Origin of the sequence: Vibrio barjaei (assembly GCF_001639065.2) — a bacterium.
Taxonomy (GTDB): Bacteria; Pseudomonadota; Gammaproteobacteria; order Enterobacterales; family Vibrionaceae; genus Vibrio; species Vibrio barjaei.
The window spans coordinates 692,753-719,564 of the sequence record NZ_LQXO02000053.1 but is presented as its reverse complement, the minus strand read 5'-3'; the positions used below and the strand labels follow the sequence as shown (position 1 = coordinate 719,564).

At 44.2% G+C, this 26,812-nt stretch carries 27 protein-coding genes; 8 read left to right on the top strand and 19 right to left on the bottom strand.

Annotated elements, in window-relative coordinates:
* Positions 1-56: 56 nt before the first annotated feature.
* From AWH66_RS23830 to melA, 3 genes are all read right to left on the bottom strand, one after another.
* Complete coding sequence (locus AWH66_RS23830; RefSeq protein ID WP_063603156.1) at positions 57-2,267, bottom strand: glucosidase family protein; 2,211 nt, start codon at positions 2,265-2,267, stop codon at positions 57-59.
* Between the two features lie 99 nt (positions 2,268-2,366).
* Complete coding sequence (gene melB / locus AWH66_RS23825; RefSeq protein WP_063603157.1) at positions 2,367-3,794, bottom strand: melibiose:sodium transporter MelB; 1,428 nt, start codon at positions 3,792-3,794, stop codon at positions 2,367-2,369.
* A gap of 70 nt (positions 3,795-3,864) precedes the next feature.
* A complete protein-coding gene (gene melA, locus AWH66_RS23820; RefSeq protein WP_063603158.1) occupies positions 3,865-5,217 on the bottom strand; it encodes an alpha-glucosidase/alpha-galactosidase in 1,353 nt (450 codons plus the stop codon).
* Positions 5,218-5,544: 327 nt separating this feature from the next.
* On the opposite strand from melA, the gene melR reads away from it, so the two are divergent.
* The 3 genes from melR to AWH66_RS23810 all read left to right on the top strand — a co-directional run bounded on the left by melR (position 5,545) and on the right by AWH66_RS23810 (position 7,457).
* Positions 5,545-6,549 carry a transcriptional regulator MelR gene (melR, locus tag AWH66_RS23815; protein ID WP_038226208.1) on the top strand — a complete coding sequence of 335 codons (1,005 nt, stop codon included), beginning with the start codon at positions 5,545-5,547 and terminating at the stop codon, positions 6,547-6,549.
* A gap of 188 nt (positions 6,550-6,737) precedes the next feature.
* Entirely contained in the window at positions 6,738-6,893 is a 156-nt protein-coding gene (locus AWH66_RS26035; protein WP_006069256.1) for a DUF5993 family protein, read from the top strand.
* 15 nt (positions 6,894-6,908) lie between these two features.
* A complete protein-coding gene (locus AWH66_RS23810) occupies positions 6,909-7,457 on the top strand; it encodes a disulfide bond formation protein B (protein ID WP_063603159.1) in 549 nt (182 codons plus the stop codon).
* 57 nt (positions 7,458-7,514) lie between these two features.
* On the opposite strand, the gene AWH66_RS23805 is transcribed toward AWH66_RS23810, so the two are convergent.
* Positions 7,515-8,915, bottom strand: a complete 1,401-nt coding sequence (locus AWH66_RS23805; RefSeq protein ID WP_063603160.1) for an amidohydrolase — start codon at positions 8,913-8,915, stop codon at positions 7,515-7,517.
* Positions 8,916-9,470: 555 nt separating this feature from the next.
* Complete coding sequence (locus tag AWH66_RS23795) at positions 9,471-10,562, bottom strand: alkene reductase (protein ID WP_063603162.1); 1,092 nt, start codon at positions 10,560-10,562, stop codon at positions 9,471-9,473.
* Between the two features lie 253 nt (positions 10,563-10,815).
* Here AWH66_RS23795 and AWH66_RS23790 point away from each other — a divergent pair, with 253 nt between their 5' ends.
* Positions 10,816-12,510, top strand: coding sequence for a phospho-sugar mutase (locus AWH66_RS23790; RefSeq protein ID WP_063603163.1), 1,695 nt, complete (start codon positions 10,816-10,818; stop codon positions 12,508-12,510).
* Positions 12,511-12,589: 79 nt separating this feature from the next.
* Here the strand turns inward: AWH66_RS23790 and AWH66_RS23785 are convergent, their stop codons facing one another.
* The 7 genes from AWH66_RS23785 to AWH66_RS23755 all read right to left on the bottom strand — a co-directional run bounded on the left by AWH66_RS23785 (position 12,590) and on the right by AWH66_RS23755 (position 18,257).
* Positions 12,590-13,591, bottom strand: a complete 1,002-nt coding sequence (locus AWH66_RS23785) for a CobW family GTP-binding protein (protein ID WP_063603164.1) — start codon at positions 13,589-13,591, stop codon at positions 12,590-12,592.
* A complete protein-coding gene (locus AWH66_RS23780) occupies positions 13,581-14,141 on the bottom strand; it encodes an LbetaH domain-containing protein (RefSeq protein ID WP_006069242.1) in 561 nt (186 codons plus the stop codon). The genes AWH66_RS23785 and AWH66_RS23780 overlap by 11 nt, the downstream gene beginning before the upstream one ends.
* A gap of 63 nt (positions 14,142-14,204) precedes the next feature.
* Positions 14,205-15,539 (bottom strand): dihydroorotase, encoded by a 1,335-nt coding sequence (locus AWH66_RS23775; RefSeq protein ID WP_063603165.1) that lies wholly within the window; start codon positions 15,537-15,539, stop codon positions 14,205-14,207.
* A 48-nt stretch (positions 15,540-15,587) separates the two neighbouring features.
* Positions 15,588-16,046: a Fur family transcriptional regulator gene (locus AWH66_RS23770; RefSeq protein WP_063603166.1), complete on the bottom strand. Its 459-nt coding sequence runs from the start codon at positions 16,044-16,046 to the stop codon at positions 15,588-15,590.
* Positions 16,047-16,051: 5 nt separating this feature from the next.
* The gene (locus AWH66_RS23765; RefSeq protein WP_063603167.1) at positions 16,052-16,720 is read right to left on the bottom strand and encodes a DUF1826 domain-containing protein; all 669 of its coding nucleotides are present in this window, start codon (positions 16,718-16,720) and stop codon (positions 16,052-16,054) included.
* Positions 16,721-16,726: 6 nt separating this feature from the next.
* A complete protein-coding gene (locus AWH66_RS23760; RefSeq protein WP_063603168.1) occupies positions 16,727-17,536 on the bottom strand; it encodes a metal ABC transporter permease in 810 nt (269 codons plus the stop codon).
* Complete coding sequence (locus tag AWH66_RS23755) at positions 17,526-18,257, bottom strand: ATP-binding cassette domain-containing protein (protein WP_063603169.1); 732 nt, start codon at positions 18,255-18,257, stop codon at positions 17,526-17,528. The genes AWH66_RS23760 and AWH66_RS23755 overlap by 11 nt, the downstream gene beginning before the upstream one ends.
* Positions 18,258-18,402: 145 nt before the next feature.
* Here AWH66_RS23755 and AWH66_RS23750 point away from each other — a divergent pair, with 145 nt between their 5' ends.
* Positions 18,403-19,386 (top strand): zinc ABC transporter substrate-binding protein, encoded by a 984-nt coding sequence (locus AWH66_RS23750; protein WP_063603170.1) that lies wholly within the window; start codon positions 18,403-18,405, stop codon positions 19,384-19,386.
* Positions 19,387-19,451: 65 nt separating this feature from the next.
* Here the strand turns inward: AWH66_RS23750 and AWH66_RS23745 are convergent, their stop codons facing one another.
* The 6 genes from AWH66_RS23745 to AWH66_RS23720 form a co-directional block, all read right to left on the bottom strand.
* Positions 19,452-19,964 (bottom strand): GNAT family N-acetyltransferase, encoded by a 513-nt coding sequence (locus tag AWH66_RS23745; protein ID WP_063603171.1) that lies wholly within the window; start codon positions 19,962-19,964, stop codon positions 19,452-19,454.
* A gap of 287 nt (positions 19,965-20,251) precedes the next feature.
* A complete protein-coding gene (locus tag AWH66_RS23740) occupies positions 20,252-20,701 on the bottom strand; it encodes a PTS sugar transporter subunit IIA (RefSeq protein WP_063603172.1) in 450 nt (149 codons plus the stop codon).
* Positions 20,698-21,954: a PTS ascorbate transporter subunit IIC gene (locus AWH66_RS23735; RefSeq protein WP_063603173.1), complete on the bottom strand. Its 1,257-nt coding sequence runs from the start codon at positions 21,952-21,954 to the stop codon at positions 20,698-20,700. The genes AWH66_RS23740 and AWH66_RS23735 overlap by 4 nt, the downstream gene beginning before the upstream one ends.
* Positions 21,955-21,966: 12 nt before the next feature.
* A complete protein-coding gene (locus AWH66_RS23730) occupies positions 21,967-22,236 on the bottom strand; it encodes a PTS sugar transporter subunit IIB (RefSeq protein WP_063603174.1) in 270 nt (89 codons plus the stop codon).
* Between the two features lie 296 nt (positions 22,237-22,532).
* Positions 22,533-23,018 carry a hypothetical protein gene (locus tag AWH66_RS23725; RefSeq protein WP_063603175.1) on the bottom strand — a complete coding sequence of 162 codons (486 nt, stop codon included), beginning with the start codon at positions 23,016-23,018 and terminating at the stop codon, positions 22,533-22,535.
* Positions 23,019-23,175: 157 nt separating this feature from the next.
* Complete coding sequence (locus tag AWH66_RS23720) at positions 23,176-23,388, bottom strand: hypothetical protein (protein ID WP_063603176.1); 213 nt, start codon at positions 23,386-23,388, stop codon at positions 23,176-23,178.
* Between the two features lie 242 nt (positions 23,389-23,630).
* Between AWH66_RS23720 and AWH66_RS23715 the strand changes: the two genes are divergently transcribed.
* The 3 genes from AWH66_RS23715 (at position 23,631) to AWH66_RS23705 (ending at position 25,719) form a co-directional block, all read left to right on the top strand.
* Entirely contained in the window at positions 23,631-24,461 is an 831-nt protein-coding gene (locus AWH66_RS23715) for a hypothetical protein (protein ID WP_063603177.1), read from the top strand.
* A 170-nt stretch (positions 24,462-24,631) separates the two neighbouring features.
* The gene (locus AWH66_RS23710; RefSeq protein ID WP_063603178.1) at positions 24,632-25,261 is read left to right on the top strand and encodes a 3TM-type holin; all 630 of its coding nucleotides are present in this window, start codon (positions 24,632-24,634) and stop codon (positions 25,259-25,261) included.
* On the top strand, positions 25,255-25,719 hold the full coding sequence (locus tag AWH66_RS23705; protein ID WP_063603179.1) for an N-acetylmuramoyl-L-alanine amidase: 465 nt from the start codon (positions 25,255-25,257) through the stop codon (positions 25,717-25,719). The genes AWH66_RS23710 and AWH66_RS23705 overlap by 7 nt, the downstream gene beginning before the upstream one ends.
* A 21-nt stretch (positions 25,720-25,740) precedes the next feature.
* Here the strand turns inward: AWH66_RS23705 and AWH66_RS23700 are convergent, their stop codons facing one another.
* Positions 25,741-26,727 (bottom strand): helix-turn-helix transcriptional regulator, encoded by a 987-nt coding sequence (locus AWH66_RS23700; RefSeq protein ID WP_063603180.1) that lies wholly within the window; start codon positions 26,725-26,727, stop codon positions 25,741-25,743.
* Between the last annotated feature and the right edge of the window lie 85 nt (positions 26,728-26,812).

Below are 26,812 nucleotides of genomic sequence, written 5' to 3'. Positions count from 1 at the left end.
GGCATGAATTCGAGGAGCCTTGTTCTTTGAGCCTTGTTCAATGAACGTGCAGAGCGCTACTTGTGAACGGTGCTTGTGTCTCCCGCTGCTACAGAGACCAGTACATAGCTGACTTGCTGACCATTAACTTGTTTGTGCTGACTGCGAACGGTTTGTCCATTGACAACTAAACTTGGATAATCACCATAGAACCACACCTCCCAATCTAGGTTGTGATTTGAGTCGTTAGTGACGGTGGACTTACTTAAGCCATCATGTCGGACAGTAAGCTCATGCTCTCCCATTGGAAGTTGTGTTACTTCCAGCCAATCAATGTCTGGAGTGAGATGGGAAGCGGTGACCACTTTGTGATTCGCTGCATCAGGTTTAATGCCCATCAAGCCTTCGATTGTGTTGGAGATAAAGGTAAACGAGATTTCAGGGTAATCACCGTTAGTACCTTGAGTTGGACGTTCATGTGGCTCATCTTTGATATCCATAATGTATTGCATCCACTTCCATGCTTCCTCATTGCGATTGTACGGGAAGTAGGTTTCTGGAATGTAAGTGTAGGCCTCAATATTGTTTGGAGCCTCTGGGGTCGAGCCGATGCCATCCCCTAAGTTTTTGGCGATAAAGTCAAGATAACGATTATTACGCTCCCCGGGTTCGGTAATTCGCTTCATTGGCATAAACCAACTGTTTTCCTTACCAAAATCATTCATTCTAAAGCCATCTCTTTGAACGATATTGACGTAGTTATCGAGTGGTTTATCAGGGTCGGCGATGCTCCATTCCTCGTTAAAGTACGTTTTGAGCTGCTGAGCTTTCTCTCGCCAAACCGCAGCTTCACTGTACTCTTCACGAGCTTCTAACATAGCGGAGTAAGCCACTGTTGCTTGGTATTGTGAGCCAATACCATCTCCGGCTTCAATTGGAAACTCGCCGCGCTCGTTATAGGTTGCTGAACCCTCAAAAATCCCACCATAACCTTCTGCGATTCCGTTCGGATCTTGGTCGTCGTGTAATTCGATATAGTCTGTGAGCACTTTAGTGTAAAAGCGCCATAGGTCCTCATCTTCGATGTAGCGCTTATCACCAGTCCACTGATACTGCTGCCAAGCTTTTTCTACGAACTCAAACTGAGCCGGAACTTCACGGACAAACCAGCTATCATCTTTGTAATCAATAGTATGAGGTGTGCCATCAAAGTTCACTGCCCACAAGGTGTACCACTTTCTGGATTCTGTTGAGTGCTTGGCAAAGGTCTTAAACATGGAAAAGTTTTCCATATCCAATCCAGCGATTTTTGCTCCGCTAGCCTGATGTAAAAAATCGCGAGAATAGAAAGCTGTTCTATCAAAGTACCCCGCCCAATAGGATGGGATGTAATCGGCGGTGCCATCCCCATCGTTGTTGAATTCGTCACGGTTAACCAAATCATGCTGGCCAGTCATAACGAAACGACGTGTTTTATCGATAGCCCAATCGAACGACTCCTGGAGCTTTTGGTTGGAAGAGGTGACAACAACTTGCTTCTCTTTTTCGATCGCTTTTATTGTCCAGCGTTGCTTATTACCTTTTGGGTCGGTAACGACAGCACGAACAGGCTGAGTAAAATCAACGGTGTCTCCGTTTTCTAATGAGACATTGCTGGCGGATGAAACGAGAATATTAGCAATGGTGATATGGGTTAAGTCGGTACCATAAGGGACGTAAAATTCAATCTGCTTAGACTTCTTGTTAAGGTTTGTTGTGCCTACTTGTTCTTGAGCAGAGAATTGGATGATCTGATTGAAGTTTAGCTTTTTGTTCTTGTTACTTTTGGTCAAAGAAACACTGTCGATACTAACACCGCCACGTTTAGAACCCGAGAACCAGACCTTTAACTGCTCACCTTGCTCCAAAGGAATATGCTTGAGCTTGTTGCGTTTGTATTTTGTGCTCTGCTTAGCTTTATCACGTACCAAGATTTCATCGTACAGGTTAGTGATAGCAAGGGTGGCGTCTTGTCCTGGGCTGATGATAAACGCAGATAAATCATAATAGCCACTTTCAGGAATCGTGATTTCTTGGCTTATGTGATGGTTTCGACCTTGAGCAATGCGGCCTCGGTATTCACCTTCATGAGTTTGGTCGCTTTTGATATTGGCAAACCAATAGCTCCAACCTAAGCCTTTGTTTTCAAATGTAGGATTTACAATAAGGTTGTCGTTTTGTTGTGCAATTGCCGCACCAGATAGTGTGAGGGCAAAAGTGATTGCGGATGCAAGGACTTTAAGTTTCATACTGTTCTCTTTATTGGAAATGGAAAATCTAGCCGATGTTTGACGTTTGTTAGTGAACCCATGCAGACAGGTCTTCTGCATGGGTTTTATTGTATTGGGTTATAGAGCTTGTGCCGGCTCAGCAGGTTTAGTCGATTGACCGTTTTCGGAACCATCATTGGTAATGTGATCGTATTTCTCTGTGAGGTGATCTTGAATTTGTTGGTGATAGGCACCGTTTAACTTGTAGAAGCGGAAGTAGACCACCAATGCAATCGCAAAGAAGATGGCAGGTAAGCCAACCATGATACATTGCATGCCAAAGACAGTATCAGCACTTTGTTCTACATTTGGCACGTAATCGACAGCAGTGAGCGCGATACCGATGAAGAATGCGGCGAATGCGGAACCTGCTTTTACCACTAATGTCTGCACTGAGTAGGCGATACTCTCACAGCGAGAGCCTAGCTTGTACTCACCGTAATCGACAGTGTCTGCCACCATGATGACGTTTAGTACCCAGAACAAGGCAGTACCGATTTGTAGTAGGACACCAGCCGTTGAAATCAATAGAATGCTTTGTTTGTCGTACATACCGACATAAATAAGTACCGCGCTACCTAAAATTGGGAAGCTAGAAGCACAAGCCCAAAGAACACGACGTGAGAACATTTGTGCTAATTTCGGGAACAGTACTAAGGTAATAAGGTTCGCAATCCCCGCATAAGCCATGTAGTAAGGGAATAGAGCTTCGTTTCCGACCACGTAGGTAAAGTAATAAACCGCGAACGCTGTAATGATGTTTGTCGCCAGATTGTAGGATAGCGCCATACATAGCACGCTCGTTAGCTGATCATTTTTGTAGATGAGTTTAAGAAGCTGTTTTAACGATACTTTTTCTTCTTGTTGTGTTTCATCCAAATTAGCGGTCGAGTAGCGCTCTTTGACGTTACGAAGAGTGATGTAAGTTGAGACAAGGAAACAAGCGATCAAAAGTAACGTAAAGATTTGGAAGCCAAAACCTTTGTCATCACCACCCACATAGTTCACAAACGGCATAGCAATGGCAGCGGTGACTATCCATGCAAGACTTGCAAAGAATCGAGGGTAAGGAACAAGCTCTTCGCGCTCACGTTTGTCTAAGGTTAGAGTCGGTACTAGAGACCAGAACGGGATGTCCATTAAGGTGTAGGTCATACCCCATAAAATGTAGGTGACAGCGGCATAAGCAATCAGCCAAGGGCCGTCAATATAGTGTGCACTGAACAGCATCAGAAGGACCACAGAGTTGGCAAGTGTGCCAATCAAAATCCAAGGCTTGAATTTACCCCAGCGACTACGGGTATTGTTAACGATCCAGCCCATTATCGGGTCGTTGACCGCATCCCAAATACGTGCCACGAGGAAGATGGTACCCACCGCCGCAGCGGAAATGCCTACCACATCGGTGTAGTAGAACATTAAATACATATAGACGATGGTAATTGCGAAGTCCTTGCCAAATGCGCCGAAGCCATAGCTCAGCTTGGTATTCATTGAGATACTCATTTGTTACTCCTTACGCCTTCCCAGAGAGAAGGCGTTAAATATTCACGTTATTGTTTTTATTGGTATTGATTTACTGGTTTACCCACTCAGGCAGCCAGCCTTCATGAGCGTCGATGAGGTCATCAACCAGAGCATAAATTTCCTCTAACCCAAGTACGGCAGCGGTATGAGGATCAAGCATGGCAGCGTGGTAAATGCGCTCGCGGTTTTCGGTGAGAATCGCTTCGGTTAACAGTGTTTGAACATTAATGTTGGTTTGCATCAACGCGGCTAAGTGATTTGGTAGTCGACCCGCTTTGATTGGTTGAACACCGTTGGCGTCAACTAAGCAGGCGACTTCTACACAACAACCCTGAGGTAAGTTATCGATCAGTGCTTCGTTCTTGACGTTGCCGTAGATGACGCTTGGAGTTCCTGTCCAAATTGAGTTCATGATAGTACTGGCGTATTCATGTGACTCTTGAACCGTAATTTTGTCGGCGTTTTTGAATTCTTGAAGGTCTTTTTTCCAGTCTGCAATTTGTTCTACACAGCGTTTCGGATATTCATCTAGTGGCACTTTATAACGTTCTATCAAATCAGGGCGATTTGGTTTGATAAAATATGGCGTGTATTCAGAAAAATGTTCTGAAGACTCAGTGACAAAGTAGCCAAGCTTTTTAAACATTTCATAGCGAACGAGGTTGGTACAGCGTCCATTATGGTGAAGACCCGGTTTAGGCGCTTTACCACTTTCAAAAGCTTCGAGTAGGTCAGGGTAGATATCAACATACTCGCCTTGCTCATTTTTCTTCTCTAAGGTGAGGTAGTAAGCCATGTGGTTGATACCTGCGCAGGTGTAGCGAAGGTCAGCATAATCCAGGTCCAAATCCCGAGCTATCTCTTCAGCCGTACCTTGCACCGAATGGCAAAGACCCACTTGCTTAATATGCGGATACTTTTCATACATCGCCCAAGTGTTCATCGCCATTGGGTTGACGTAGTTAAGCATGGTGGCGTTTGGACAAACTTCGGTCATGTCTTCACACACACTCCATAAATGAGGAATGGTGCGCAGCGAGCGCATGATTCCACCAGGGCCTAAAGTATCAGCGATGGTTTGTTCTAAACCATGACGCTTACACACTTCAAAGTCTGTCACTGTACATGGCTCATAACCGCCAATTTGGAATGCGATAACCACAAAGTCAGCATCTTTGAGTGCTTCTTTTTGGTTTAGATGACAAGTGATGGTGCCGGTCGCACCAGAGGACTCCATAAGTTTGCTCACGACTAGGTGAGATTCTTCTAAACGCAGTTCATCAATATCCATCAGCGCAATCTGCGCTTGTTTTAATGCGGGCTTGTGGAAAACGTCACCAAGGATGTTCTTAACAAAAATGGTGGAGCCAGCACCGATGAATGTGATTTTAGGGCTTTTCATAGTCGAATCCTTTATCTCTCAAAGTTCTGTTTCGATGAAGCTAAGGTACACCTGTGGCAAGAGTAGATTCGTCTCAGATATAACAATGAGTGTCCTGTTTTCTCATATTTCTAATGAGCCAAATAAAAATCTTAGGAAATGGGACAATATTGTCATTTTTGCGGATAAAGGTTGTGAAAATACTAGTGTATTTCATGTAACATACTGACTTTTATCACATAACTTGAATCTTACTTATTGGGTTAGTTTGGCAATATGATCCTGTTCAGAGTTTTAAATTGCACGATTTGCTAAAACAGGTTTGTACGATTTCCTAAGGAGTGATAGATGAAACAATATGACCCAGATGCGCTGAAAGTTGTCACCCAAGACAAATACTCATCAGAAACGGTATCGGTCAGTCCGCTGTCGCTCTATTCGTCGTATGAGAAAATTGATATTGAATTGAGACCGCCACATTCGATGCCGGGATACCATTGGCATGGCCAAATCGAAGTTAATATTCCGTTTGGCGATGATGTGGAGTACATCATTAACGGTAGCCCCATTGTTGTAAAAAGTGGGGCGATTGGATTGTTCTGGGCATCGGTGCCACATCGCTTGACTGACCCAGGTCACAGCCACAATATGGGAATCATAAATATTCCTATCCATCACTTTATGTCTTGGACATTGAGCCGAGATCTCGTCAATCAAATCACTCACGGTAGCGTAATTCAATCCAACTCATGTTCGCTGATTAGTGAGTTTGAAATTGCCCGTTGGGCAGAAGAAATGAACCATCCATCGGAAAGCCGCCAGCAGCTCGCTGTGGATGAAATAGGCTTGATGTTAAAGCGTATTTGCCTTGATGGTTGGCAGCAATTACTTATTAATAAGCAGGACAAGTCAACACCAAAAGGGGTGTCTAAACACTCTCAGTTTTACGTCAGTCAGATGTTGGAATACATAGCAACGCACCACAATCAACCTCTGACGATCAAAGACATCGCTGAACACATTGGTTTACATACCAACTACGCAATGAACGTGTTCCAACGCACCATGCAGATGACCATTAAGCAGTACATCACCGCTATGCGTATTAACCATGCCCGAGCCTTGCTTAGTGATACAGACCGAACCATATTAGATATCTCACTTACTGTCGGCTTTAACTCAAGTAGCCGCTTTTACGAGACATTCCAAACCTATATCGGAGTCACGCCCACACAATATCGCAAGCTGTCGAGAGAAGACCACCGTTGGAGCAGTCACGGTACTAGTCCGTTATATGATCTTGAGAAAGGAGCCTGCGATGGGAAAAGACCGCTGACGGTATTGGGGAGTTAGTATGATAGCTTTTTCTATGTTTTAACAAGAGCATGAAATAGCCTGATAAAGAGCATTTAAGTGATTTTTACAATCTAAGTCTGCAGATTTCCCGCACCTCATTTTTTGCAACCTATGCAACTCTTTCTATACTTAAATTCATGTTATCGAAAGGATAATACTCGATAAAACAATAAGGTAAGTCGCTTATGATGAGTTTAATTTTCTTATTGCTTTTGATCGCCATGGTTAGCGCGTTCATTGGTAAGAAAGAGGTGGGTTACGCATTTTTCGGAGTCTCAGTTGTGCTGGGTCTGTATTGGTTTCATCACCATGCAACCGATACGTTATCGATCTTGTTATAACGGAGGTGACCATATATGAATCAGAAGCACATCACCTTGCTGAACACGCTTGGATTACTTGGGATCACCTTTGTTTTGCTTATGGGGTCGGTTTTACAGGTTGCTTGGAATGAACTGCCATGTCCACTTTGCTTGTTGCAACGGATAGGTTTTGTAATGGTTATGTTTGGATTCCTGCTCAATATCGTGTATGGCACGGAGCAGCGTCACTATGGCGTCATTTTAGTGGGGGCTTTATTTGGTGCGGCGACAGCACTTCGGCAGGTTTCACTGCATGTGATTCCGGGAACCCCGGGTTTTGGTAGCCCGATTTTGGGAATGCACTATTACACGTGGGCTTTTGTGATTTTTGCTATGACTATCGCGGGAGTTGCATTGTTATTGGTACTTTGGAATAAAGACTGGAGTGATGGCCACTACCAAATGAGTAAGTTTGGTCGAGTCGTCTGTATTTTGGCTATCGTGGCGGTAGCTATTAATGTGCTGTCGACCTTTATTGAATGTGGTCCGTATCAATGTCCGGATAATCCGGTGAGCTATTGGTTGCTCGATAGCTTTAAGTAGCTTCACAAAAAACGCTTGGTTAACACCAAGCGTTTTTTTAACGGGTGTATTAGATATCTATTGAACCACTTCGCCAGCTTCAACGACTGTCTTGCGAACCACTTCCGTAAACGCTAATGCTTCCTCACGAATCTTATCTTCATCTACGGTTAGCATGTCACGGTCCTTCATGATGATTTTACCATCAACGATAGTGTGTCTAACGTTAGCGGAGTTCGCTGAGTAAACTAACGCCGAATAAGGGTTGTAAACCGGAACCATGTTTGGCGCTTTGGTATCAATGACGATGATATCTGCCAACTTGCCAGCCTCTAGTGAGCCAATTTTATCTTCCATGTGCAGTGCACGTGCGGCGCCCATGGTCGCCATATCGATAACTTTGATTGGAGGCATCGCTGCTCGGTCTTTGTTGACCAGCTTATGGACCTTAGCCACTTGATTGAACTCGTCAATAGTACTTAGTGTGTTACCAGACATAGGGCCATCAGTACCTAAGCCAATACGTACACCTTGGTCATACATTTTTAGCGCCGGAGAAACACCTTTCGCCGATTTGATATTTGCACTCATATTGTGTGCCACACCCATATCAGACTCTTTCACCAACTTGATGTCTTCGTCATCGACCAAAATCATGTGAGCACCAACAAGGTTTTTATTGAGCGCACCGATACTGTGCATATACTGAACGGGAGACATGCCATTGGAACGTTCTGCGATTTTCTCTTGTTCACGATGAGATTCAGCAAGATGGATCATGACAGGCACGTCGTGCTCTAGAGATAGCTTAGCAATTTTCTGTAGCGTTTCTGTCGTATTGGTATAAGGACCATGAGGAGCAAACGCTGGGGTAATACGAGGGTGGTCTTTATACTCTTCAATAAAGTTCAAAGCGTATTTGATGCCTTCATCAGCATTGGCAGCATCTGCTACTGGGAATTTAATCACGGTTTCGCCCAACACTGCACGCATACCGATTTCATCAACGGTTTTTGCCACTTCATCTTCAAAATAGTACATATCAGCGTATGTGGTAACACCACCTTTCACCATCTCAACGTTACCAAGATTTGCCCCGATACGAACCATATCACGAGACACCAATTTAGCTTCAAGCGGGAAAATATAGCGGTGTAAGCGATCTGGCACATCATCGGCAAGAGAGCGGAACACGGTCATTGATACATGAGTATGGGTGTTGATTAGTCCGGGCATCACGATATCACCATCAACATCAAGTGTTTGTTTGGCTTTATATTGTTCGGCTAGTGCTTCGTCGCCTACGGCGACAATCTTGTTGTCATCGATAACCACAGTGCCGTTTTGGTACACGGTCTTCTCTTGGTTCATTGTAAGCACGAGAGCGTCGGTGATCATCAGATCGACTTTTTGGGCAGCATGTGAAAAAGTACTTAAGCCAGCGATCGTCGTGGCGAGTAACGTTTGCTTGATATTCATAGTAGCTCTTAATTATTGTGTTTTTATGATCGCGAATGATAGTGCGTTCTTAATTGATTGCAAACGTTTGCTGTACTGACGCTGAGACTTGGGTTTCAGGTCTCACTTTTGTTCTTCATAAGCAGGTATTGATCTACTGCTGCGAGAGTTTCTGAGCGATTAATATATCTAGCGATGAAATATGGCGGGATAATAAATGCAATTAAATAATAGGATTCATGGAAGAAGGTTGAGGCAATGAGAGCCTCGTGGTTTATATAGGCGAACAATGCCAGTAGACAAAGCAAGACACTCAGTCCAGCAAGCACAGTACATACGATTAATAGTAATCCCAGAAAATCCCTTACAAACATCTTTGAAGCAGTCATGTTTTTCACTCCTGAAATATGATCGCTCCTAACATACTCCTAACGATGCATATATTTTTGAGCGAGGTCATATTTTGTGCAAATGAAGGGGCTACGAAGAGTTAATACATGATTAATCAGAAGAAAAGCTGGGCTCATGTAGGAAATTGGTGACAAAAAAAGCCCGCGCAAACGGCGGGCCTGAGGGTTATGGCATTGTAGGGTAATCGGTATAACCTTTGTCATTGCCACCAAACAGAGTTGCGCCATCTAATTCCGCTAATGGTTTGTCTTGTTTTAAGCGAGAAACTAAATCTGGGTTAGACACAAATGGGCGACCAAAGGCGACAATATCGGCGTAGTTTTTAGCTAGCACGGCCTCTGCATTTTGCTGGGTGTAACCGCCAGCGACAATGATGCAGTTGTCGAAGCGTTTGCGAAGCTCGATACGAAATGCTTCAGGAATTTCAGGCGCGTCATCCCAATCTGCTTCAGATAAATGTAAGTAAGCGATATCACGTTGTTGCAGTTCTGTCGCTGCGTCAAGAATGGTCGGTACAATGTCTGGGCAATTCATATCTTTAAAAGTTATGAAGGGTGCTAATCGGACGCCGACTTTGTGAGCGCCTATCGCGCTGACAACCGCATCCACAACATCAAGTAAGAAACGAATACGATTTTCTCGTGTACCGCCATATTCATCGGTACGTTTGTTAGAATTGGTGCGAAGGAACTGGTCTATAAGGTAGCCATTGCCACCGTGAATTTCGACACCATCAAATCCTGCTTCTACAGCACGCTTTGCAGCAGTGGCAAAATCGTTAACCACACGCTGAATGTCGTCTTTGGTCATTTCGCGTGGTTCGACACAATCGATCATGTTGCCATTGCCGTTTTCGTCTGCAATCCACACTTGAGTTTCTACTGGTGCCAAAGCAGAGGGTGCCATTGGCTTTTCACCATTTTGGAACGTAGGATGAGATACTCGACCGACATGCCAAAGTTGGCAGAACATTTTTGAGCCTTCATTGTGCACAGCTTGCGTCACTTTGCTCCAACCGGCTACCTGTTCATCGGTATAAACACCTGGAGTGAAAGAGTAGCCTTGAGAGTCATCGGAAATCTGTGTCGCTTCGGAGATAATCAATCCAGCGGTGGCTCTTTGTTGGTAGTAGGTGGCCATCATATCATTAGGAATATTGCCCGGCTGACTGGTACGTGCTCGAGTCATTGGTGCCATCGCGATACGATTTTGAAGTCCTAGACCTTTAATCTCTGTTTGCTCAAATAACTTGCTCATGTTGAATGTCCTGAGTGGCTGATGTTTATTGTCTGCTCATTGTATTCATTTAATAAAATTTGATAATTGGGTCTAATTTAAATTAAGTATTCGGAAAAAGTGAACAATAAAGGTAGCTCTTCACTGAAAATTCATTTTATCGGTTGCTCTCTCGTTAATGATAGTGAGAGTCATTTACTATTGTTAAATAGACAAATGAGAACCTGAAAGATGTCCCTCTCCATCAGGTTGTCTCAATTAAGGAAATATCATTATGACTGAACATACTACTCAATGGTTAGCACGCGACCCTGATCCAATGACTCAACAAGAACTGCGGTTGCTGGTGGACTCGAATGATGAACGAGAGTTGAAAGATCGATTCAGCTCTCGCCTTGTATTCGGTACTGCGGGCTTACGCGGTAAAGTGGGGGCTGGACCAAATCGTATGAATCGTTTAGTCATTCAAGAAACTGCAACTGGGTTAGGTCATTATCTTCTCGAACAAATTAGCGAGGCCTCATCGCGAGGTGTAGTGATTGGTTATGATGGACGCCCTGACTCCAAGCAGTTTGCGCACGATACCGCGTCCGTTCTAACAGCGCTCGGTATCAAGGTGTATCTGACCTATAAAGTTGCAGCAACGCCTATCGTTGCCTTTGGTGTTCGCGAATTAAATGCGGCAGCAGCCGTTGTGGTGACGGCCAGTCATAATCCACCAGAATACAATGGATTTAAAGTCTATTGGGAAAACGGGGCGCAGATTATTCCTCCACATGACTCTGGTATTGCGGCACAGATTGACGATGCTACGACTCAACCTCTAACGTTGTTACCCTTAGACCAAGCGAAACAACAGGGGTTATTGGTTTGGTTAGAAGAGGATTACTATCAAACCTATCGTAAGGCTATAAACCAAAGTGAACTACTAACACCGGATAGCAATACGGATATTTCCATTGTGTATACTGCGATGCATGGTGTCGGTGCTGATATGGCAGAAACGCTGTTAGCAGATGCAGGCTTTAACCAAGTGGCGAGTGTAGCTGAGCAGCGAGAACCGGACGGTACGTTCCCAACCGTTAACTTCCCAAATCCAGAAGAAGCTGGAGCAATGGATATGGTGATGGCACTCGGCAAGTCTGTAGGTGCAGATATTGCCTGTGCCAACGATCCAGATGCTGATCGTTTTGCAGTTGCAGTTAAACGTCCTGATGGTGAGTACCAAATGCTGACGGGAGATCAAGTAGGGTCACTATTTGGGGATTACTTGTTGGCGGGTCAACCTAATGCGCTGGTGGGGAATACCATCGTTTCGTCTCGCCTACTCAGCAGTATTGCCAAGGCTTATGGTGCTGAGTATTACCAAACGTTGACTGGATTTAAATGGCTAACCAATGTCGCAATGACCCAAGAGAGCGTGGCCTACCCGTTCCTGTTCGCTTATGAAGAGGCACTAGGGTATACGGTTGGCAATAAAGTGTGGGATAAAGATGGGCTCTCTGCACTTGTGGCGTTCTCACAGTTAACCGGTAAGCTCAAAGCGCAAGGCAAAACGCTGTGGGATAAGCTTGAAGAACTTTATCGTCAGCATGGTTTCTACTTTAATGCCCAGCGAAGTATTGCGTTAGATCCCAAGTCACCACCTATTGGCGAGAAGCTTCGTAGCAACCCACCTACAGAGATTGCAGGTAAGCGTATTGAAGTCATTGAAGATCTTAATACATCCATTCGACAGTTCGCCGATGGCGCTACAGAAACCATCGATTTGCCAGCTAGTGATGTGCTGATTTATTTGCTTGAGGATCAATCGCGAGTCATTGTGCGCCCATCAGGCACCGAACCCAAGCTTAAATGCTACTACGAGGTCATCAGCGATTTTCCGCCAGAGATGGACTATGCCCAAGCTAATCAAGCCGCAGAAGCTAAAATGTTGGCATTGATTGAAGCGCATCAGCAAAGTTTATAATTCGTTAAGGAATGCAGTAGCAGAGAGCGGCGCATTAACCGCTCTCCTTTTTTAATAGCAGATCGAAAAATGGGTTCATTCACTCTTGAAGACAACCGAGTATCTGCGCTTCAAAATCACTGTCTATACTCTCGGCTATTAGCTCTATACGGCTTTCTGCACAATCATCAAGCTGCACTTCCGATAGGCCATCTGACGTCAGGTTGTAACCAAAAACGCCATCTTCGGTGATAAAAATGGCTTTCATACGTTCGACCTTGAGCTCGACCAATAAGATGATCAGCTTCTTACGATCAAAGATCTTCTCGGGAGAGAAACGCCAGCCCACACTCTGAAAGCCTTCTCCTTCATTGACTGCTTTGAGAATTCCGGTTTCTGGTAGGGGTATTTCAGAGGCAAGTGGTTTGTTGTGGCCGTGATGATGGTGGTGAGGAGGGTGTTGATGAATTGTAGTGTTTCCTTCAAACTCTTCAAAAGGGATAACGCCATGATCAGCGAAGATAACCTTGGTTTTGGGCCGACTCATTTGAGCGACATAGTCAGACAACTTATCGGTATCGCCTTCTTGATACAGATCTATCTTATTACCCACCACAGTGTCGGCGATAGCGATCTGTTGGTTAAAGGTATCATGATCTGTGTAGCGAGTGTCCGCTAAACGGCGAGCATCGACTAGGGTGATATTCTTTTTTAGTGATAGTATCTGGCGGAAGTGCCCTGTAGAGAGTACTTCCAACACTTCTTTGGGATGACCAAGACCTGTAGGTTCGATCAATAAGCGATCGGGCCTCGCTTCTGACAGCAGTTGGTTCAGTGCAATTTGCATTGGTAATCCGGCAGTACAGCACATACACCCACCTGGAACTTCACGGATGAAGACGTTTTGGTTGTCACTGTTTTGTCCACCAACTAAGCTACCATCAACGCCGATTTCTCCAAACTCGTTAACTAGAATTGCCCAACGCTCGTTGTCTGGCTTGTTCTTCATAAGATTAAGAATTGCCGTCGTTTTTCCGACGCCAAGAAAGCCAGTAATGATATTGGTAGGAACCGCTTTAATGGACTGGTTGTTATAGTTCATTAGCGATTCTCCTATACCCTTGAACTAGCGTATGGTTTGCAGATACTACTGACTCGGAAAACGCCGAGTATTCAGGTGGCACTTTTGAAATGCTGTTTAAATCAAAATCTGCACCGATATTGGTCATAGGTGGGACATGAAAGTGCTGAGGGAGGTCAAGCCCATCAATCACACAGTTATGACGTACCACGCATCCTTCCCCTATGACAGCATTAAACACAACGGAATTAAAGCCGATAAATACATCGTTGCCGACCTCACAAGGCCCGTGAACAATAGAGCGGTGCGCAATTGAGGTTCGCTCACCGATGATTACCGAAGCTCCAGCTTTGGAATGAATAACGACACCGTCTTGAATATTGGTGTCTCTTTTGATGACTATCGCTTCCATATCGCCCTGTTCGTTGGTTTCATCAGCACGGATAACGGCATAAGGACCAATAAAAACATTGTCTTCGATAATAACTTTGCCGCAGATAATTGCAGTGGGATCGATGAAAGCCGTTTCAGAGACTTGCGGCATATGGCCATTGGGGTTTCTTCTTAGCATAGTGTTCTTTGTTCAACAGTGAGTGAAAATTGCGCTGTAACGCATGATTAAAAGTCGTATGAGCTATTTATTGAATACCAATCTCATTGCTCCTACGGGCTGTTCAACCACTTTTTGATTGGTATAGACGAGATTGCCATTTACCCAAGTCTTGTTGATTTGCGCAGAGAAAGAGTGTCCATTAAATGGCGACCAACCACAGTGGTACAGGCTATTGTCGTTAGTCACCAGGGTCGTCGTATCTGGGTCGATGAGAACCAAATCGGCATAGTAACCTTCGCGAACGAATCCGCGCTGCTGAATACCATAACGGAGTGAAGGGTTGTGGGCCGTTTTCTCAACCAGTTGCGTTATAGTCATGTGACCTTGATGCACTTGCTCGAGTAAGCTGAGTAGGGCGTGCTGAACCAAAGGCAGTCCAGCTGGGGCTTGCTCATACGGCACATGTTTTTCTGCCCAAGTGTGCGGTGCATGATCGGTAGCGATAATATCTATTCTTCCCGTCTTCAGAGCTTGAAGCAAAGCATCACGGTCACTTGGGTATTTGATAGCAGGATTGCATTTAATTTGATTACCAAGGCGTTCATAGTCTTTGTTGCTAAACCAAAGGTGATGAACACACGCTTCGGCGGTGATATGTTTTTTATCGATTGAACCAGACTCAAACAAAGCCAGTTCTTTTGCGGTAGTGATATGTAGAACGTGCAACTGACTTTGATACTTCTTTGCCAGCTCAACGGCGTAGGATGAGGAAGCAAAACACGCGTCTTCATCGCGGAGTATTGGGTGATCGTCGATGGTCAATGGCGACTTGTCTTGTGCTAACTTCTGTAGGTTTTGCTTTATTACAGCACCGCTCTCACAGTGAGTGACGATGAGCACTGGTGAGTCGCGAAATATAGCCTCTAAAGCGGCTGGCTCCTCAACCAATAAATTGCCAGTTGAAGCACCCATAAAGACCTTCACGCCACAATGTTTCTGAGGATCAAGCTGCTTTATCTGCTCAAGATTGTCTTCGGTGGCACCCAAGTAAAATGAGTAGTTGGCGAAAGAGCTTTGCTCTGCAATGCTAAATTTGTGCTCTAATGCTTCAATGGTTGTTGTGGCTGGATTGACATTTGGCATCTCCATATAGCTAGTGATACCACCCGCTACGGCTGCTCGAGATTCACTTGCAATCGTTCCTTTATGCGTAAGGCCAGGTTCGCGAAAGTGGACTTGATCATCAATCATCCCAGGAATGATGTAGCCACCTTGAGCATCGACAACGGTGTCACCTGGTTTACTGCTAATGTTGGATGCAATCCTCTCGATTCGCTGACCAACAATTCTAATATCCGTCTCAATGATGCTTCTTTCATTGACTAAGCGAGCGTTCTTGATAAGCGTGGCAGACATGGGAATTAGGGACTCCTTTGGGTGAAATAGGCTACTAAATGTTGGTGATTAGTCGTTTCTCGTACATTCGTCGCACACGCCGCTGATCTCAAATTGTGGACTTAGCACGGTAAAGCCTTCCTTTTTGGCGTGTGACTGGAGGCCGGATACCACATTAGGATCAATGATTTGTTCACTGATCTTGTTGCATTGAGAACAGATAAGGAACTGAGGAACGCCGTGCTCATGTTCGCAAAGAATGTGAGAGCAAAAGATGTATTTGTTAGAAACATTGAGCTTATGAGCAAAGTGCTCGCTCTCAAGAAACTCCAAAATACGATAGACCGACATTGCTTGAATATTCTGGTCAAAATGCGTCTTACAATAATCAACTAAGTCATAGGCGGATAACGCTTTATCAGCATGGACTAACGCTTTTAGGACCAATTTACGTTTAGATGTCAGTTGTTTACCGCGAGTCTTACAGCGCTTTTCGGCATGCTCAATGATGTCGTTAATGTCACCCATAATCGCTATACCATATCTAATGTGAGTAACAGCCTTCGTTCATTTGGCAGAACCTCAGGTGAGCGATGAACCAGCCCTAACGCTTCGTTACCTTCCCATCCACTGCCTTTTAACAATGCAACGTCACCAGAAGACAGCTGATTGATACTAGCCTCATTAGGATAAATACCAGACAGATGATCGGGCTTACCATGACTTCCTGCACCGAGTTTACTGCGGTCAACGTCGTTATTACTTAGCCATTGGGTCGCACTGCCAAGATAAGTCGTCACGAGTCGACAAGGGACATGATCGACATGAAATTTAGGACACATGGGCTTATCTAAACGAGTCAGACGCAAGCCCGCCTCCTTTAAATCAAATAGGCAACAGAACATGTCAACGATAAGCGCAATGTCTTCGCCTAAAGCATCGGCGCAATCATGACCAGCCAGTTTTTCCTTTACCCAATGTGCAGTGTTGCTGGGTGTGACAGTTTGCACTAGCGCTAATGATGTCTGCTCTTGAAGCAGCAACTCTATACTTTGAGTCATCTCTGTTGAGAGTGAGCGATGCCAAACCGCGATGTTGTGTTCTGGCTGATAAATTCTCGTCAGAGCGCTGGGTTGTAGGCTCAGTGGCAGTGAAGGGGACATTCCCAGATCTGTGGCTGTATTGGTTAAGTAGTCATGCATAGTTGCTTAGCCTCCATTCTCTTGACGTTTGACGGTCACTTTCCAAACCAAGCTTGAAACAAGAAATAGCCCCGCGGCGATGCAAACGATCGTTGGGCCAGTAGGTGTATCCATTAGGTAAGAAGTACGTAAACCCACAACGCTGGAACTGCTGCCAATAACCGCCGCCAATACAACCATGATTTCGGGGGTTCGGCTAAATGGGCGGGCGGTGGCAGCAGGAATGATCAGCATGGCGACAATCAGCAACACACCCACCACTTTAATGGCGACCGCAACGACGACAGCGAGTGCGATTGTGAGAATCAGCTGCTCTCTTTTGGGAGAATAGCCACTTGCTAGCGCGAGATCTTTGTTTAAGGTGGAGAGCAGTAATCCAGACCAACGAAAGCCAATCAGTCCAACAACCAGCAACGTACCTAGCCAAATCACCAATAAATCGGTTTTGCTTACCGCCAGAATATCGCCGAATAAATAGGCCATCAGATCGAGGCGAATCCCAGATAAAAATGAGACTGCGACGAGGCCTATTGCCAATGCCGAGTGAGCCATGACGCCGAGTAAGGTATCCATTGCATAACCTCTGCCACTGAAGGTAGAGACGGTTATGGCCATTAGTAGCGCAATAAATAGCACGCCTGGAAAAATAGGCAGAGAAAATGCCAGTGATAATGCAACACCCAGCATAGAGGCATGAGCAGTGGCATCACCGAAATAGGCCATGCGACGCCAGACGATAAAACAGCCCAATGGCGCGGCGGCTAGTGTAACCCCAACACCTGCTAAGGCCGCTCGCAATAGAAAATCATCCAACATTGAGTCTTCCTTCTTGGAGAGCGATTGGGGAAGAGTGGTGTCGATAGACACCTAACACGTCTTCATCATCCAAACCAAATAGTGCTTTGTACTCCGGTGACGCACTGACCTTCTCTGGAACACCCTCGCAACACACATGTCCGTTTAAACAGATCACCCGATCTGTTCTTCGCATAACAACGTGAAGATCGTGACTAACCATGATGACAGCACATCCTGTTTGTTTGCGGATCGCGTCGATTTGTTGGTAGAAATCGACAGTACCTCGTTGGTCAAGCCCTTGAGTGGCCTCATCTAGTAACAGTAGGGACGGTTTCTCCAGAAGTGCTCTAGCCAATAGAACGCGTTGTAATTGCCCGCCTGATAGCGATCGAAGTTGCTGAGTTTCTAAATTAGCAACACCAGCTTGCTCCAAGGCTTGTTTGATCCTTGATTTGGGATGACGCAGAGGAAGCGTTAGAAAGCGATATACCGTCATAGGTAGGGTTTCATCAATATGTAAACGTTGGGGCACGTAGCCGATTTTCAAACTCTCACTGCGCTCGATGTGACCGCTAATCGGGGAGATTGCGCCTATCAAGGTCTTCAAGAGTGTGGATTTACCTGACCCATTGGGGCCGACAATCGTGACTATTTCCCCCTGACTTACCGAGATATCTACGTTGTCCAATATTAAATGGCTGCCAAATTTAACTGACAGCTCGTGTGATGAAATCAACATTCACCTTCTCTCACCTAGTGTAATGACTCTTAGCAAATATCTGAGCAAAGAAAAGTAGCTTGCAAGATATCTGGAATAAAAGTTATGTTATAACATAACAATTTAAGTTGCCAATCTTATATCTTAAAAAAACAGGGAGAAGAAAATGTTTAAAAAAGCCTTATCAGGCGTGGTGGTTAGTTTGCTCGTGGCTTCAAACGCTTACGCTAAGGTACCCAATGTGGCAGTGGATATTGCACCATTGCATTCGTTAGTGTCTCAGGTGATGGATGGCGTAGGTGAGCCTGACTTATTGATTCGTCCAGAGTCATCACCACATGAATATCACTTGCGTCCATCTGAGGCCAAAGCGCTTTCAGAAGCGAACGTTGTATTTTGGGTTAGCGAGGGGTTGACCCCTTGGCTCGAAAAACCATTATCCAGCTTAGCGGGATCAGCAAAGAAAGTTGAGATGATGGAAGTTGATGGCACAACCTTGTATGACTTCCGAGAGGGTGCAACATTTGAGGCGCACGAACACCATGGAGATGAGGCTCATCATGATGAGCATGAACATCACGATGCTGAGCACCATGATAAACACCAGGAAGAGCATCATGACCACCATCATGAAGGACATGACCCACATGTTTGGTTAGATCCTCAAAATGCCGAGGTATGGGTTAAAGCCATCGCTAAAACACTCTCTGAAGCTGATAGTGAGCATGCATCGATCTATCAACAGAACGCCAAAGCGACGATTTCGCGCTTACAACAACTGACTTCTGAGATAAAACAGCAAACCCAGAATTTGGGCGGTATTAAATTCATTGTATTCCACGATGCCTATCAGTATTTCGAACAACGTTTTGGAGTGTTAGCGTCAGGAGCAATATCAGTATCGGACGCATCGAAGCCAAGCCCCGCGCGTATTACTCAAATTCGCAACACGGTAAAAGAGCTCGGTGTGACTTGTGTCTTTACGGAACCTCAGTTTAATCCGCAACTGGTGAATTCAGTGTTTGAAAACTCTACTGTCACTACCATCGGTGTGATGGATCCTATCGGTGCCGATATAGCAGTAGGTAAAGACCAATACAGTCAGCTGTTGCTGGCGATGCTAGGTAGCCTTCAACAGTGCCAACAGTAAACTCATAATAGTGAATAACCTCTCTGCATTGTGATATGCAGAGAGGTTTATTTGTTTGTTATGTCCTATGCTGTTTCAAAGAACGCCTTGTGATAGTTTACTTCGCCTTTAGGGATAGTATTCTCAAATCCTTTCACTAAGAAGTATTCCGCTGGGACACCTGCAAACGTAAGGTTTGGATGGGACTCGAAACCAAAACGTCCGTAATAGCTTGGGTCTCCAAGTAACACAATACCTTGATAACCGAGTTGTTTGATTTGAGCTTCCCCTTCTCGAATCAGCGCTCCGCCTATGCCTTTACCTTGATGTTCTGGAAGAACAGATACAGGACCCAATCCAACCCAAGTTGAAGCTTCACCATTTATTAGGATCGGTGAAAACGCAATATGACCGATAACCTCGTTATTGGCTTCGCATACGAGAGAAACGGTAAGTGCGTTGTCACGACGAAGTCCGTCGACAATGAGATGTTCTGTCGGTTTCGCACCTGGTTCGTGATGTGGATGATTCTCAAATGCTTGGTATGTTATTGAGTGGATCTGTTTTGTATCTTCGTGAGTTTCTATTCTGATTTTCATGCAATTACCTGCTATTTGGCCACGCTTGTTTAAGCATCAAGCCGCTGTTCTTCGCTTATGTGATGTCGTCACTATAAAGTGTGAAGTTATAGACAGGTCAACGATAATTTTAAAAATTCTTATTCGATTGGGAAAAGGGAATAACGACGAGTTTTATGAGGACTTTATTTGCTGACAAGCTTCAATCTAAAACTAGAACTGAATGCATAAAAAAGACCTATATGAATAGGTCTTTTCAATCTAGCTACTGTGAATTTAAGAGCGTACTTAACGCAACTTTCAAACCCCTAGTACTTTTTAAGAATTTCCACGATAGCGGCTTCATTTTCCGCAGCAATGATGGCGTTTACGTCTTCATCGTTTTGGAACAGTTCTGCTAATGCCATGATAGTTTGGATATGGCTATCAGAGTCCATCGCTGCCAATGTGACCGAGAAGTAGACGTCTCCGTTATCTTCTGATTCTAAGTCAACACCATTCTTAAATACGGTGATCTGAAGCGCTTTCTCATTCACGCCGTCTTCTGGACGAGCATGTGGCATGGCGATTTTCGGAGCTAGTACATAGTAAGCACCAATTTCTTTGTGCTTAGCCTTAATTGCTTCCAAATAACTTGGCTCGACCTTACCTTGTTCAATCAGTTTTGAACAGGTGATGTCTAACGCTGCGTCTACGCTTAAGTTCGTTTCGTGAGAGATAACGATGCCGTTATCTCCAATTAGATTCATGATGCTCATGATACAATCCAACCTAGAATCAGACCAACTACACCGAAGTCGAAGTCAGCAAACGTCGTTGCTTCAAGACCTAGACCGCCTAGTACTGGCAGTAGTAACATTGGTAGGAACGAGATACATAGACCTTGAGTGAATGCACCTAGTACTGCACCGCGTAGACCACCTGTTGCGTTACCATAAACACCTGCCGCACCACCTACGAAGAAGTGAGGAACAACGCCTGCTACGATAATGGTCCAGTCAAACATTCCTTGGATACCCATTGCTACAAGACCTGCTGAGAATGAAGATAGGAAACCAATTAGTACAGCGTTAGGAGCAACTGGGAATACCATAGGACAGTCTAGTGCTGGTTTTGCACCTGGTACAAGTTTGTCTGAGATACCCTTAAATGCCGGTACAATTTCAGCAATCAGCATCTTCACACCTTGCAGTACGATGTACACGCCACCTGCGAAAGTCAGAGATTGCATGAAGGTGAATACTACCCAGTTTTGACCACCCGAAACACCTTCTACAAACTCACCGCCTGCAAAGATAGATGCAATCATAAAGAACACAGCCATAGTTGTTGCAACAGCGACAGGCGTATCACGCAAGAACATAAGGCTCTTTGGAACATTAATGTGCTCCGTTGATTTTTCTGGGTTACCAAACTTGCTACCAATGAAGCCAGCAACAATGTAGGACAGTGTTGAGAAGTGACCCATTGCTAATTGATCGGTACCCATAACTTTTTCAGTATATTTCTGAGCTAGAGCAGGCATAATGACCATTAGCGAACCAACAATTATTGCACCCATCGCAACTAGAGTCGCACCCGTAATACCTGCTGTTGACAGAATAACTGCAACTAGCATAGACATAAACATAGTGTGGTGACCAGTCAGGAAAATATATTTTAGCGGTGTAAAACGAGCCAAAAGAATATTAACGATGAATGCGAAGAACATAATTAGTGCCATCTCATAACCGAATGCTTCTTGTGCTAGAGCAACAATTGCTTCGTTGTTTGGAATAACACCACTTACGCCAAATGCTTCTGTAAATACAGTGGAAAAGTTATTTAGTGCGCCAACCAAAGCGCCAGCACCAAAACCTAAAATTAGGAAACCCATTACGGTTTTAATAGTGCCTTTTAGAATGGTTGAAATATCAGCTTTTTGTGCAATAAGACCAATAAAAGCGATCAAACCAACCATGATTGCGGGCTCTTTTAATAAGCCCAGCATAAACTCGAAGAAGTTAGCCATTATATTTTTTCCTTAGATGAATTTTTTTAATTGCTCTTCAATTGAAGCTTTGTCAAAAATATTCGCTAGGCTAACAATATTCTCTTTACCAGCGTCTGCTAATTGCGTTGCAACGTCAGTAGCTGCTACCCAAATATCAGCGTTGCTTGATGCTGCTGATGATAGATCTTCATGATCAACTTCTGCGTCTAGACCAATTTTTTTAGCTACTTCTTTAACTGCCATTTCCATCATTAATGAAGTACCTAGACCGTTTCCGCACACAACCATTATCTTTTTCATATCGTCATTCTCTGTAGAGTTATTGAGAAGGAGGCCGTTCACCTCTCTATTGGATTGATTGCATCATAACGAAAAATAGCGGGGTTGCCATGGATCCAAATCACAAAATCAAGTTGACCTTATGATCTGGATCACAGTATTGGCGGAGTGATTTCGATTAAAACTTGAACACTAATACTTAAGGGTTATTTGTGGATTAAATAGGATGGTAGTGATGAAATATCAGAAGAGAAATAGTGTGATCTGTGTATATGAATGAATTTTCATTTGTTTATAAGTGATAGATGTCTATCTTATTACTTACCATAATCAGTGAGCATTTTCTTGAGGAGTTTATTGACGTCTTTGGTCTTTTTATTTCTTTTTGTAAGTGCACTTAATGAGGTTGGTAGTTGAGGTTTATCGGAATCTTCTACCATTTCTTCGGCCTTGTCTCTCAATTTTTGTACAGCTGGTAAGAGCATACGAACTTCATCGCCGAGTTCATTTTCCAATACGACAATGTTATCTGATTCAACTTGAATTATAGTTAACAAACCATGATTGGGTGATTGAATAGTTTCACCAACCATTGATGATTGAACAGGAACAGAACGGTCGGTAAGTTGACCACTTCGAAGTTTAGCGGCTGTAATTGAACGTATATTACCGGTGTTTTCAAACGCAACAATCACGGTATGTGTATTGTAGTATTCAACAACAGTAACATAACCATGTTTTTTAGTTTCAAATCTCGCACCTATTTGCATATCTAATGGTGCGTCCATTTTTTTTATTAACATTTAGTTTCCAGTGTACAAACTTTTTAATTTCACTTTGCTAAGTATACACCCTAGATTTTTCAATATAAATATTTGTATTAGGTTAGTGACTATATTACTTAATGCGCTGAGCAACATAAGGACTTAAAGGTAACCATTTAATGCCGCCTTAGAGCCTTTAGCGATCATCGGCAGAACGTTTTTCCTTCAAGGCATTGGCAGCGTAGCGAACCGCAAACACACACAAAAGCATCATGATAAAAGGAATGGACGCCAAGGAGATTTCTAGCCAAGGGAAGTCGGTAAAGTATTTTGAAAGCAACAAGTGGGAAATGATGTTCAGTAAAGCAATGACAATTGCCACCACGAGTAGTTTCATCTCTTTATTCATTCGAGGTTCCTGCTGAGAATGATAGTTTTGGGAGGTTCGCTATAGTTTCAAGCATGAGGGCGTTATTGTGCCACAAGGAGGGTAGCGTTTGTCGTGTTCATGATCTCGTATTCTCATATTGTACTAACCATACTTAACTATCAGATGAGAGAGGTTAACGTTCCCCAACGCGGGCATTTAGTTCATTCGATTAGCTATGTTAGACTCGCCGCGAAAGGATTGGGTTTAGAAAGGAAGATCAGTTGAAATTTTGTTTATTATCACTGCTTGCATTGGTGCCTGTGTTGAGTCAGGCAAGTACTTTGTGTCACCAAGAAGAAACTTGGCTAGCGGGATGCGAGCTTCGTAATGATAAGGTTGTTAGTTTCTGTGCTGATAAGACAGGGTTAACGACATACCGTTACGGTAAACCGAATAACATTGAGTTGACTATAACGGAGCGACAGCTAGGAACCATGAAAACACTGAGTGAAGGGTATTCACGCGGAGCCGCGTCGGAATATCAAGCCCAAAATGGTCGCTATACCTACACTTATACTGATGGGCTCTATGGCAGCAACGACGCAGCTTATCTCTTGATGGAGCTCAATCATCGCGGCTTTGAAATCTCTGGTTTAACTGAAAACACGCTGTCTCATCATACTGTAGACAAATCGCTTACCGTTTCTCACGATTCTAAGGGCGAACTGGCGAATATCAAATGCGATGACGACAGTCACTTTTATGGAGAACCCGTTGGGCGAAGTGAATACATTCATATCCTCCGGAATGTAACGGATAAATATCGCTTACCACTAACGGATGTGCCTCCTCAATGTCAATCTGATGCCGCACCCTGTGTAGAACTGTATGAGGACTTCAATCGAGATTTCATTTTTGTGCAGTTCCAATCTATCGATCAAAGTAGTTTCGTGAATGACAAAGCATATTTAATCAAAATGGCAACGGGAGATATTAGTCAGGTCACAGTGAAAAATCTGTCATCGTCAGATGAGGTACTGATGAAACCACTGCTTCATCTTACTGTTGATGCAAAACAATACGTGGTGAGCCTAGAAAACGAAATACGTTAGTCACTCTCAGCACTATTCAACTAATTGTTCCTAGTCCTTGGTAACATTTCATCGTCTCATGTGAATACGGTCGAAAAACCTCGTACTTCATGCGACGGCATTGTTCAAGTTGTCATTATAATTTCTCTACCCAACGTTTTGATGTGTAAAGGAATAAGGAGAACGTGAATATGTGGAATCAGATCTGGGGATTTGTGACTGGTAATGCAGCTTCAATTATTGAACAGGTAGAATCTGCCGTAGACGATTATTTTTATACGGATGAAGAAAAGAGCAGAGACAGCGCCTCAGCGCAGAAAAATCGCACTAAGTTTAAAGCACAGATGGCGGCGATTACTTCACAGCTAGCACAAAATGAACAGCTCTTTAAGGTGCAACTTGAACAGTTAATCGCAGAGCGCGAAAAACAAATCCACGATACTTACCAACGAGAAATCAGTGCCTCGAAAGATGTCATTATCGCTGAGCTTCACCAATCTGATCTTTACACTAAGCGAGCAAGGCCAACAGTGATTTATGCAGGGCTTTTGTTTGTGTTTCTAGAACTGCTTGGACTGAGAGTAGCGTTACTTTCGCATCTTGAAGCGAGCTCGGCCGTCATTGAAAGCTCTACGGCAATTTTATCGGCATTTCTGTATATGTGGGGAACAGTAGCGGGGGCCTACGCATTAGGGAGAAGTGCCGAAAAGCGCGGCATCTCTAATTCCGTCACTCGATTGGTAACCGGTGCTTCAAAAGCACAAAGTGAGAACTCCGCCAAAACCCTCGAACAGAGTGTGAAGGAGCAAATTACATGGTAACCATCGTGTTGCATTGTTCTGATTCTCATTTTGGTAACGCTGCGCTCATTGCGAAATGGCACCTTGCGAGAGGCTGGCAAGGGATTGGTTATCATTACGTGATTTTGAATGGTTGGCTGAGCGCCAAATCTTATCATCCTTGCTATAACGGTCACATCGAAACTGGACGAGCGTTGAATAGCGATTCCTTGGTCTGTCCTTTTGAAGTAGGTGCTCATGTGAAAGGGCATAACGCTCGATCTGTTGGGATATGCTTGATAGGTCGTTCAGGTGTGTTTACTGATGAACAGTTGAACGCAGCGTTGTCGGTTATCTATCAACTGGAAAGACAGTTTGGTGAGGTAAGAATTGTTCAACATAGTGAGCTTGATGAAAACAAACCAGAGTGTGCGGGCCTGGATATGGTTCGTTTCCAAACAAACTTGCGTTGCTACAGGCGGTTAATTGATGCGCGTTGAATAGGTAACATCGAACAGCACCTAAAGTGGATAAAGAGCGATACGCGATGGCGAGATGCCCGTCAGTCGCTTAAAAGCGCGCGAGAACTGAGATATGCTTGAGAAGCCCATATTAACAGCGACGCGTGATACTGTTTCACCGCGCTGTAGTTGTTCCATCGCCATGTCTAAAATCAGGTTATCTCGCAGTTGTCGAAAAGTAATGCCTTGCTCTTTGAGCCGACGTTGTAGTGTGCGTTTACTAACATTAATCACTTGAGCTGCACGCTCTAGGTCAAACTTAATTTCTAATACATACGGACGAAGCGCGCTGTATATATGACTGATCGCGTTGTAATAAATCCCGTTGTTTTCCTCTTCCTCTTCACGGAACCCTGTCTCATCTTTCGTAACTGTTATAGTTGACTGCGCCAGTGAATGTTCAATGACCACGCCACTAACAGTGCGAGCCTGAACAAACTGAATTGTTGCTGGAAAACACTGGGTAATGTTGTCATGACACAATGACTGCAAGTGTATTTGCGTTGGTATCCAATCTGTTTTGGTTAACGCTTGAATGGTTTCTATCATTGCCCAAAGACTAAACACTTCGGACCAGACAAAAGTGGTATCTTCAGTATTTACTGCTTTGTAGCGAGAAAATAGAAAATGATCGCCAAATAGTTTCAACTCAATGTCCGATTGGGGTAACTGAACTTTAAGTGCATCAATGACCCGTTTCAATGCTTCTTTGAGAGTAGTCTCTGAACCAACGCTACATAGCAATTGTGGAACAATATGCTCTCGCAATGCAACGCGCATTAGGTGCGTCCCAGATTCAGGACCCAGTTGATCATACGTAAGTTGAACCAGACGAAAGACTGCTTGCAAAGGAAGAAATGTAGGTTCCGCTTGTTCATATTCGGTCGGTAGACCAGCCGAAGAGACAAACTCGTGAACATCAACACCGCTGCGGCGCAATTGAGATAAAATACTCGTGGCATAGTCGCTATAAACAACAGGAATCATGCATTCTCCTTCGTGGTGATTAAAGTTCGATTAAGGCGTAGCAAAAGAAGTGGATAGAAAGAGATGCGCTATGAGCGCATCATAA

What these genes read in the sequence shown, in the direction of transcription:
- AWH66_RS23785 (WP_063603164.1), bottom strand. Translation starts at nt 13,591, where the DNA reads ATGAACTATAACAACCAGTCCATTAAAGCGGTTCCTACCAATATCATT.
- melB (WP_063603157.1), bottom strand. Translation starts at nt 3,794, where the DNA reads ATGAGTATCTCAATGAATACCAAGCTGAGCTATGGCTTCGGCGCATTT.
- AWH66_RS23700 (WP_063603180.1), bottom strand. Translation starts at nt 26,727, where the DNA reads ATGATTCCTGTTGTTTATAGCGACTATGCCACGAGTATTTTATCTCAA.
- AWH66_RS23745 (WP_063603171.1), bottom strand. Translation starts at nt 19,964, where the DNA reads ATGAAAATCAGAATAGAAACTCACGAAGATACAAAACAGATCCACTCA.
- AWH66_RS23730 (WP_063603174.1), bottom strand. Translation starts at nt 22,236, where the DNA reads ATGAAAAAGATAATGGTTGTGTGCGGAAACGGTCTAGGTACTTCATTA.
- AWH66_RS23790 (WP_063603163.1), top strand. Translation starts at nt 10,816, where the DNA reads ATGACTGAACATACTACTCAATGGTTAGCACGCGACCCTGATCCAATG.
- AWH66_RS23740 (WP_063603172.1), bottom strand. Translation starts at nt 20,701, where the DNA reads ATGAGCATCATGAATCTAATTGGAGATAACGGCATCGTTATCTCTCAC.
- AWH66_RS23750 (WP_063603170.1), top strand. Translation starts at nt 18,403, where the DNA reads ATGTTTAAAAAAGCCTTATCAGGCGTGGTGGTTAGTTTGCTCGTGGCT.
- AWH66_RS23705 (WP_063603179.1), top strand. Translation starts at nt 25,255, where the DNA reads ATGGTAACCATCGTGTTGCATTGTTCTGATTCTCATTTTGGTAACGCT.
- AWH66_RS23720 (WP_063603176.1), bottom strand. Translation starts at nt 23,388, where the DNA reads ATGAATAAAGAGATGAAACTACTCGTGGTGGCAATTGTCATTGCTTTA.
- AWH66_RS23760 (WP_063603168.1), bottom strand. Translation starts at nt 17,536, where the DNA reads ATGTTGGATGATTTTCTATTGCGAGCGGCCTTAGCAGGTGTTGGGGTT.
- AWH66_RS23795 (WP_063603162.1), bottom strand. Translation starts at nt 10,562, where the DNA reads ATGAGCAAGTTATTTGAGCAAACAGAGATTAAAGGTCTAGGACTTCAA.
- AWH66_RS23770 (WP_063603166.1), bottom strand. Translation starts at nt 16,046, where the DNA reads ATGGGTGACATTAACGACATCATTGAGCATGCCGAAAAGCGCTGTAAG.
- AWH66_RS23805 (WP_063603160.1), bottom strand. Translation starts at nt 8,915, where the DNA reads ATGAATATCAAGCAAACGTTACTCGCCACGACGATCGCTGGCTTAAGT.
- AWH66_RS23710 (WP_063603178.1), top strand. Translation starts at nt 24,632, where the DNA reads ATGTGGAATCAGATCTGGGGATTTGTGACTGGTAATGCAGCTTCAATT.
- AWH66_RS23810 (WP_063603159.1), top strand. Translation starts at nt 6,909, where the DNA reads ATGAATCAGAAGCACATCACCTTGCTGAACACGCTTGGATTACTTGGG.
- melR (WP_038226208.1), top strand. Translation starts at nt 5,545, where the DNA reads ATGAAACAATATGACCCAGATGCGCTGAAAGTTGTCACCCAAGACAAA.
- melA (WP_063603158.1), bottom strand. Translation starts at nt 5,217, where the DNA reads ATGAAAAGCCCTAAAATCACATTCATCGGTGCTGGCTCCACCATTTTT.
- AWH66_RS23765 (WP_063603167.1), bottom strand. Translation starts at nt 16,720, where the DNA reads ATGCATGACTACTTAACCAATACAGCCACAGATCTGGGAATGTCCCCT.
- AWH66_RS23725 (WP_063603175.1), bottom strand. Translation starts at nt 23,018, where the DNA reads ATGTTAATAAAAAAAATGGACGCACCATTAGATATGCAAATAGGTGCG.
- AWH66_RS23775 (WP_063603165.1), bottom strand. Translation starts at nt 15,539, where the DNA reads ATGTCTGCCACGCTTATCAAGAACGCTCGCTTAGTCAATGAAAGAAGC.
- AWH66_RS23755 (WP_063603169.1), bottom strand. Translation starts at nt 18,257, where the DNA reads ATGTTGATTTCATCACACGAGCTGTCAGTTAAATTTGGCAGCCATTTA.
- AWH66_RS23735 (WP_063603173.1), bottom strand. Translation starts at nt 21,954, where the DNA reads ATGGCTAACTTCTTCGAGTTTATGCTGGGCTTATTAAAAGAGCCCGCA.
- AWH66_RS23780 (WP_006069242.1), bottom strand. Translation starts at nt 14,141, where the DNA reads ATGCTAAGAAGAAACCCCAATGGCCATATGCCGCAAGTCTCTGAAACG.
- AWH66_RS26035 (WP_006069256.1), top strand. Translation starts at nt 6,738, where the DNA reads ATGATGAGTTTAATTTTCTTATTGCTTTTGATCGCCATGGTTAGCGCG.
- AWH66_RS23830 (WP_063603156.1), bottom strand. Translation starts at nt 2,267, where the DNA reads ATGAAACTTAAAGTCCTTGCATCCGCAATCACTTTTGCCCTCACACTA.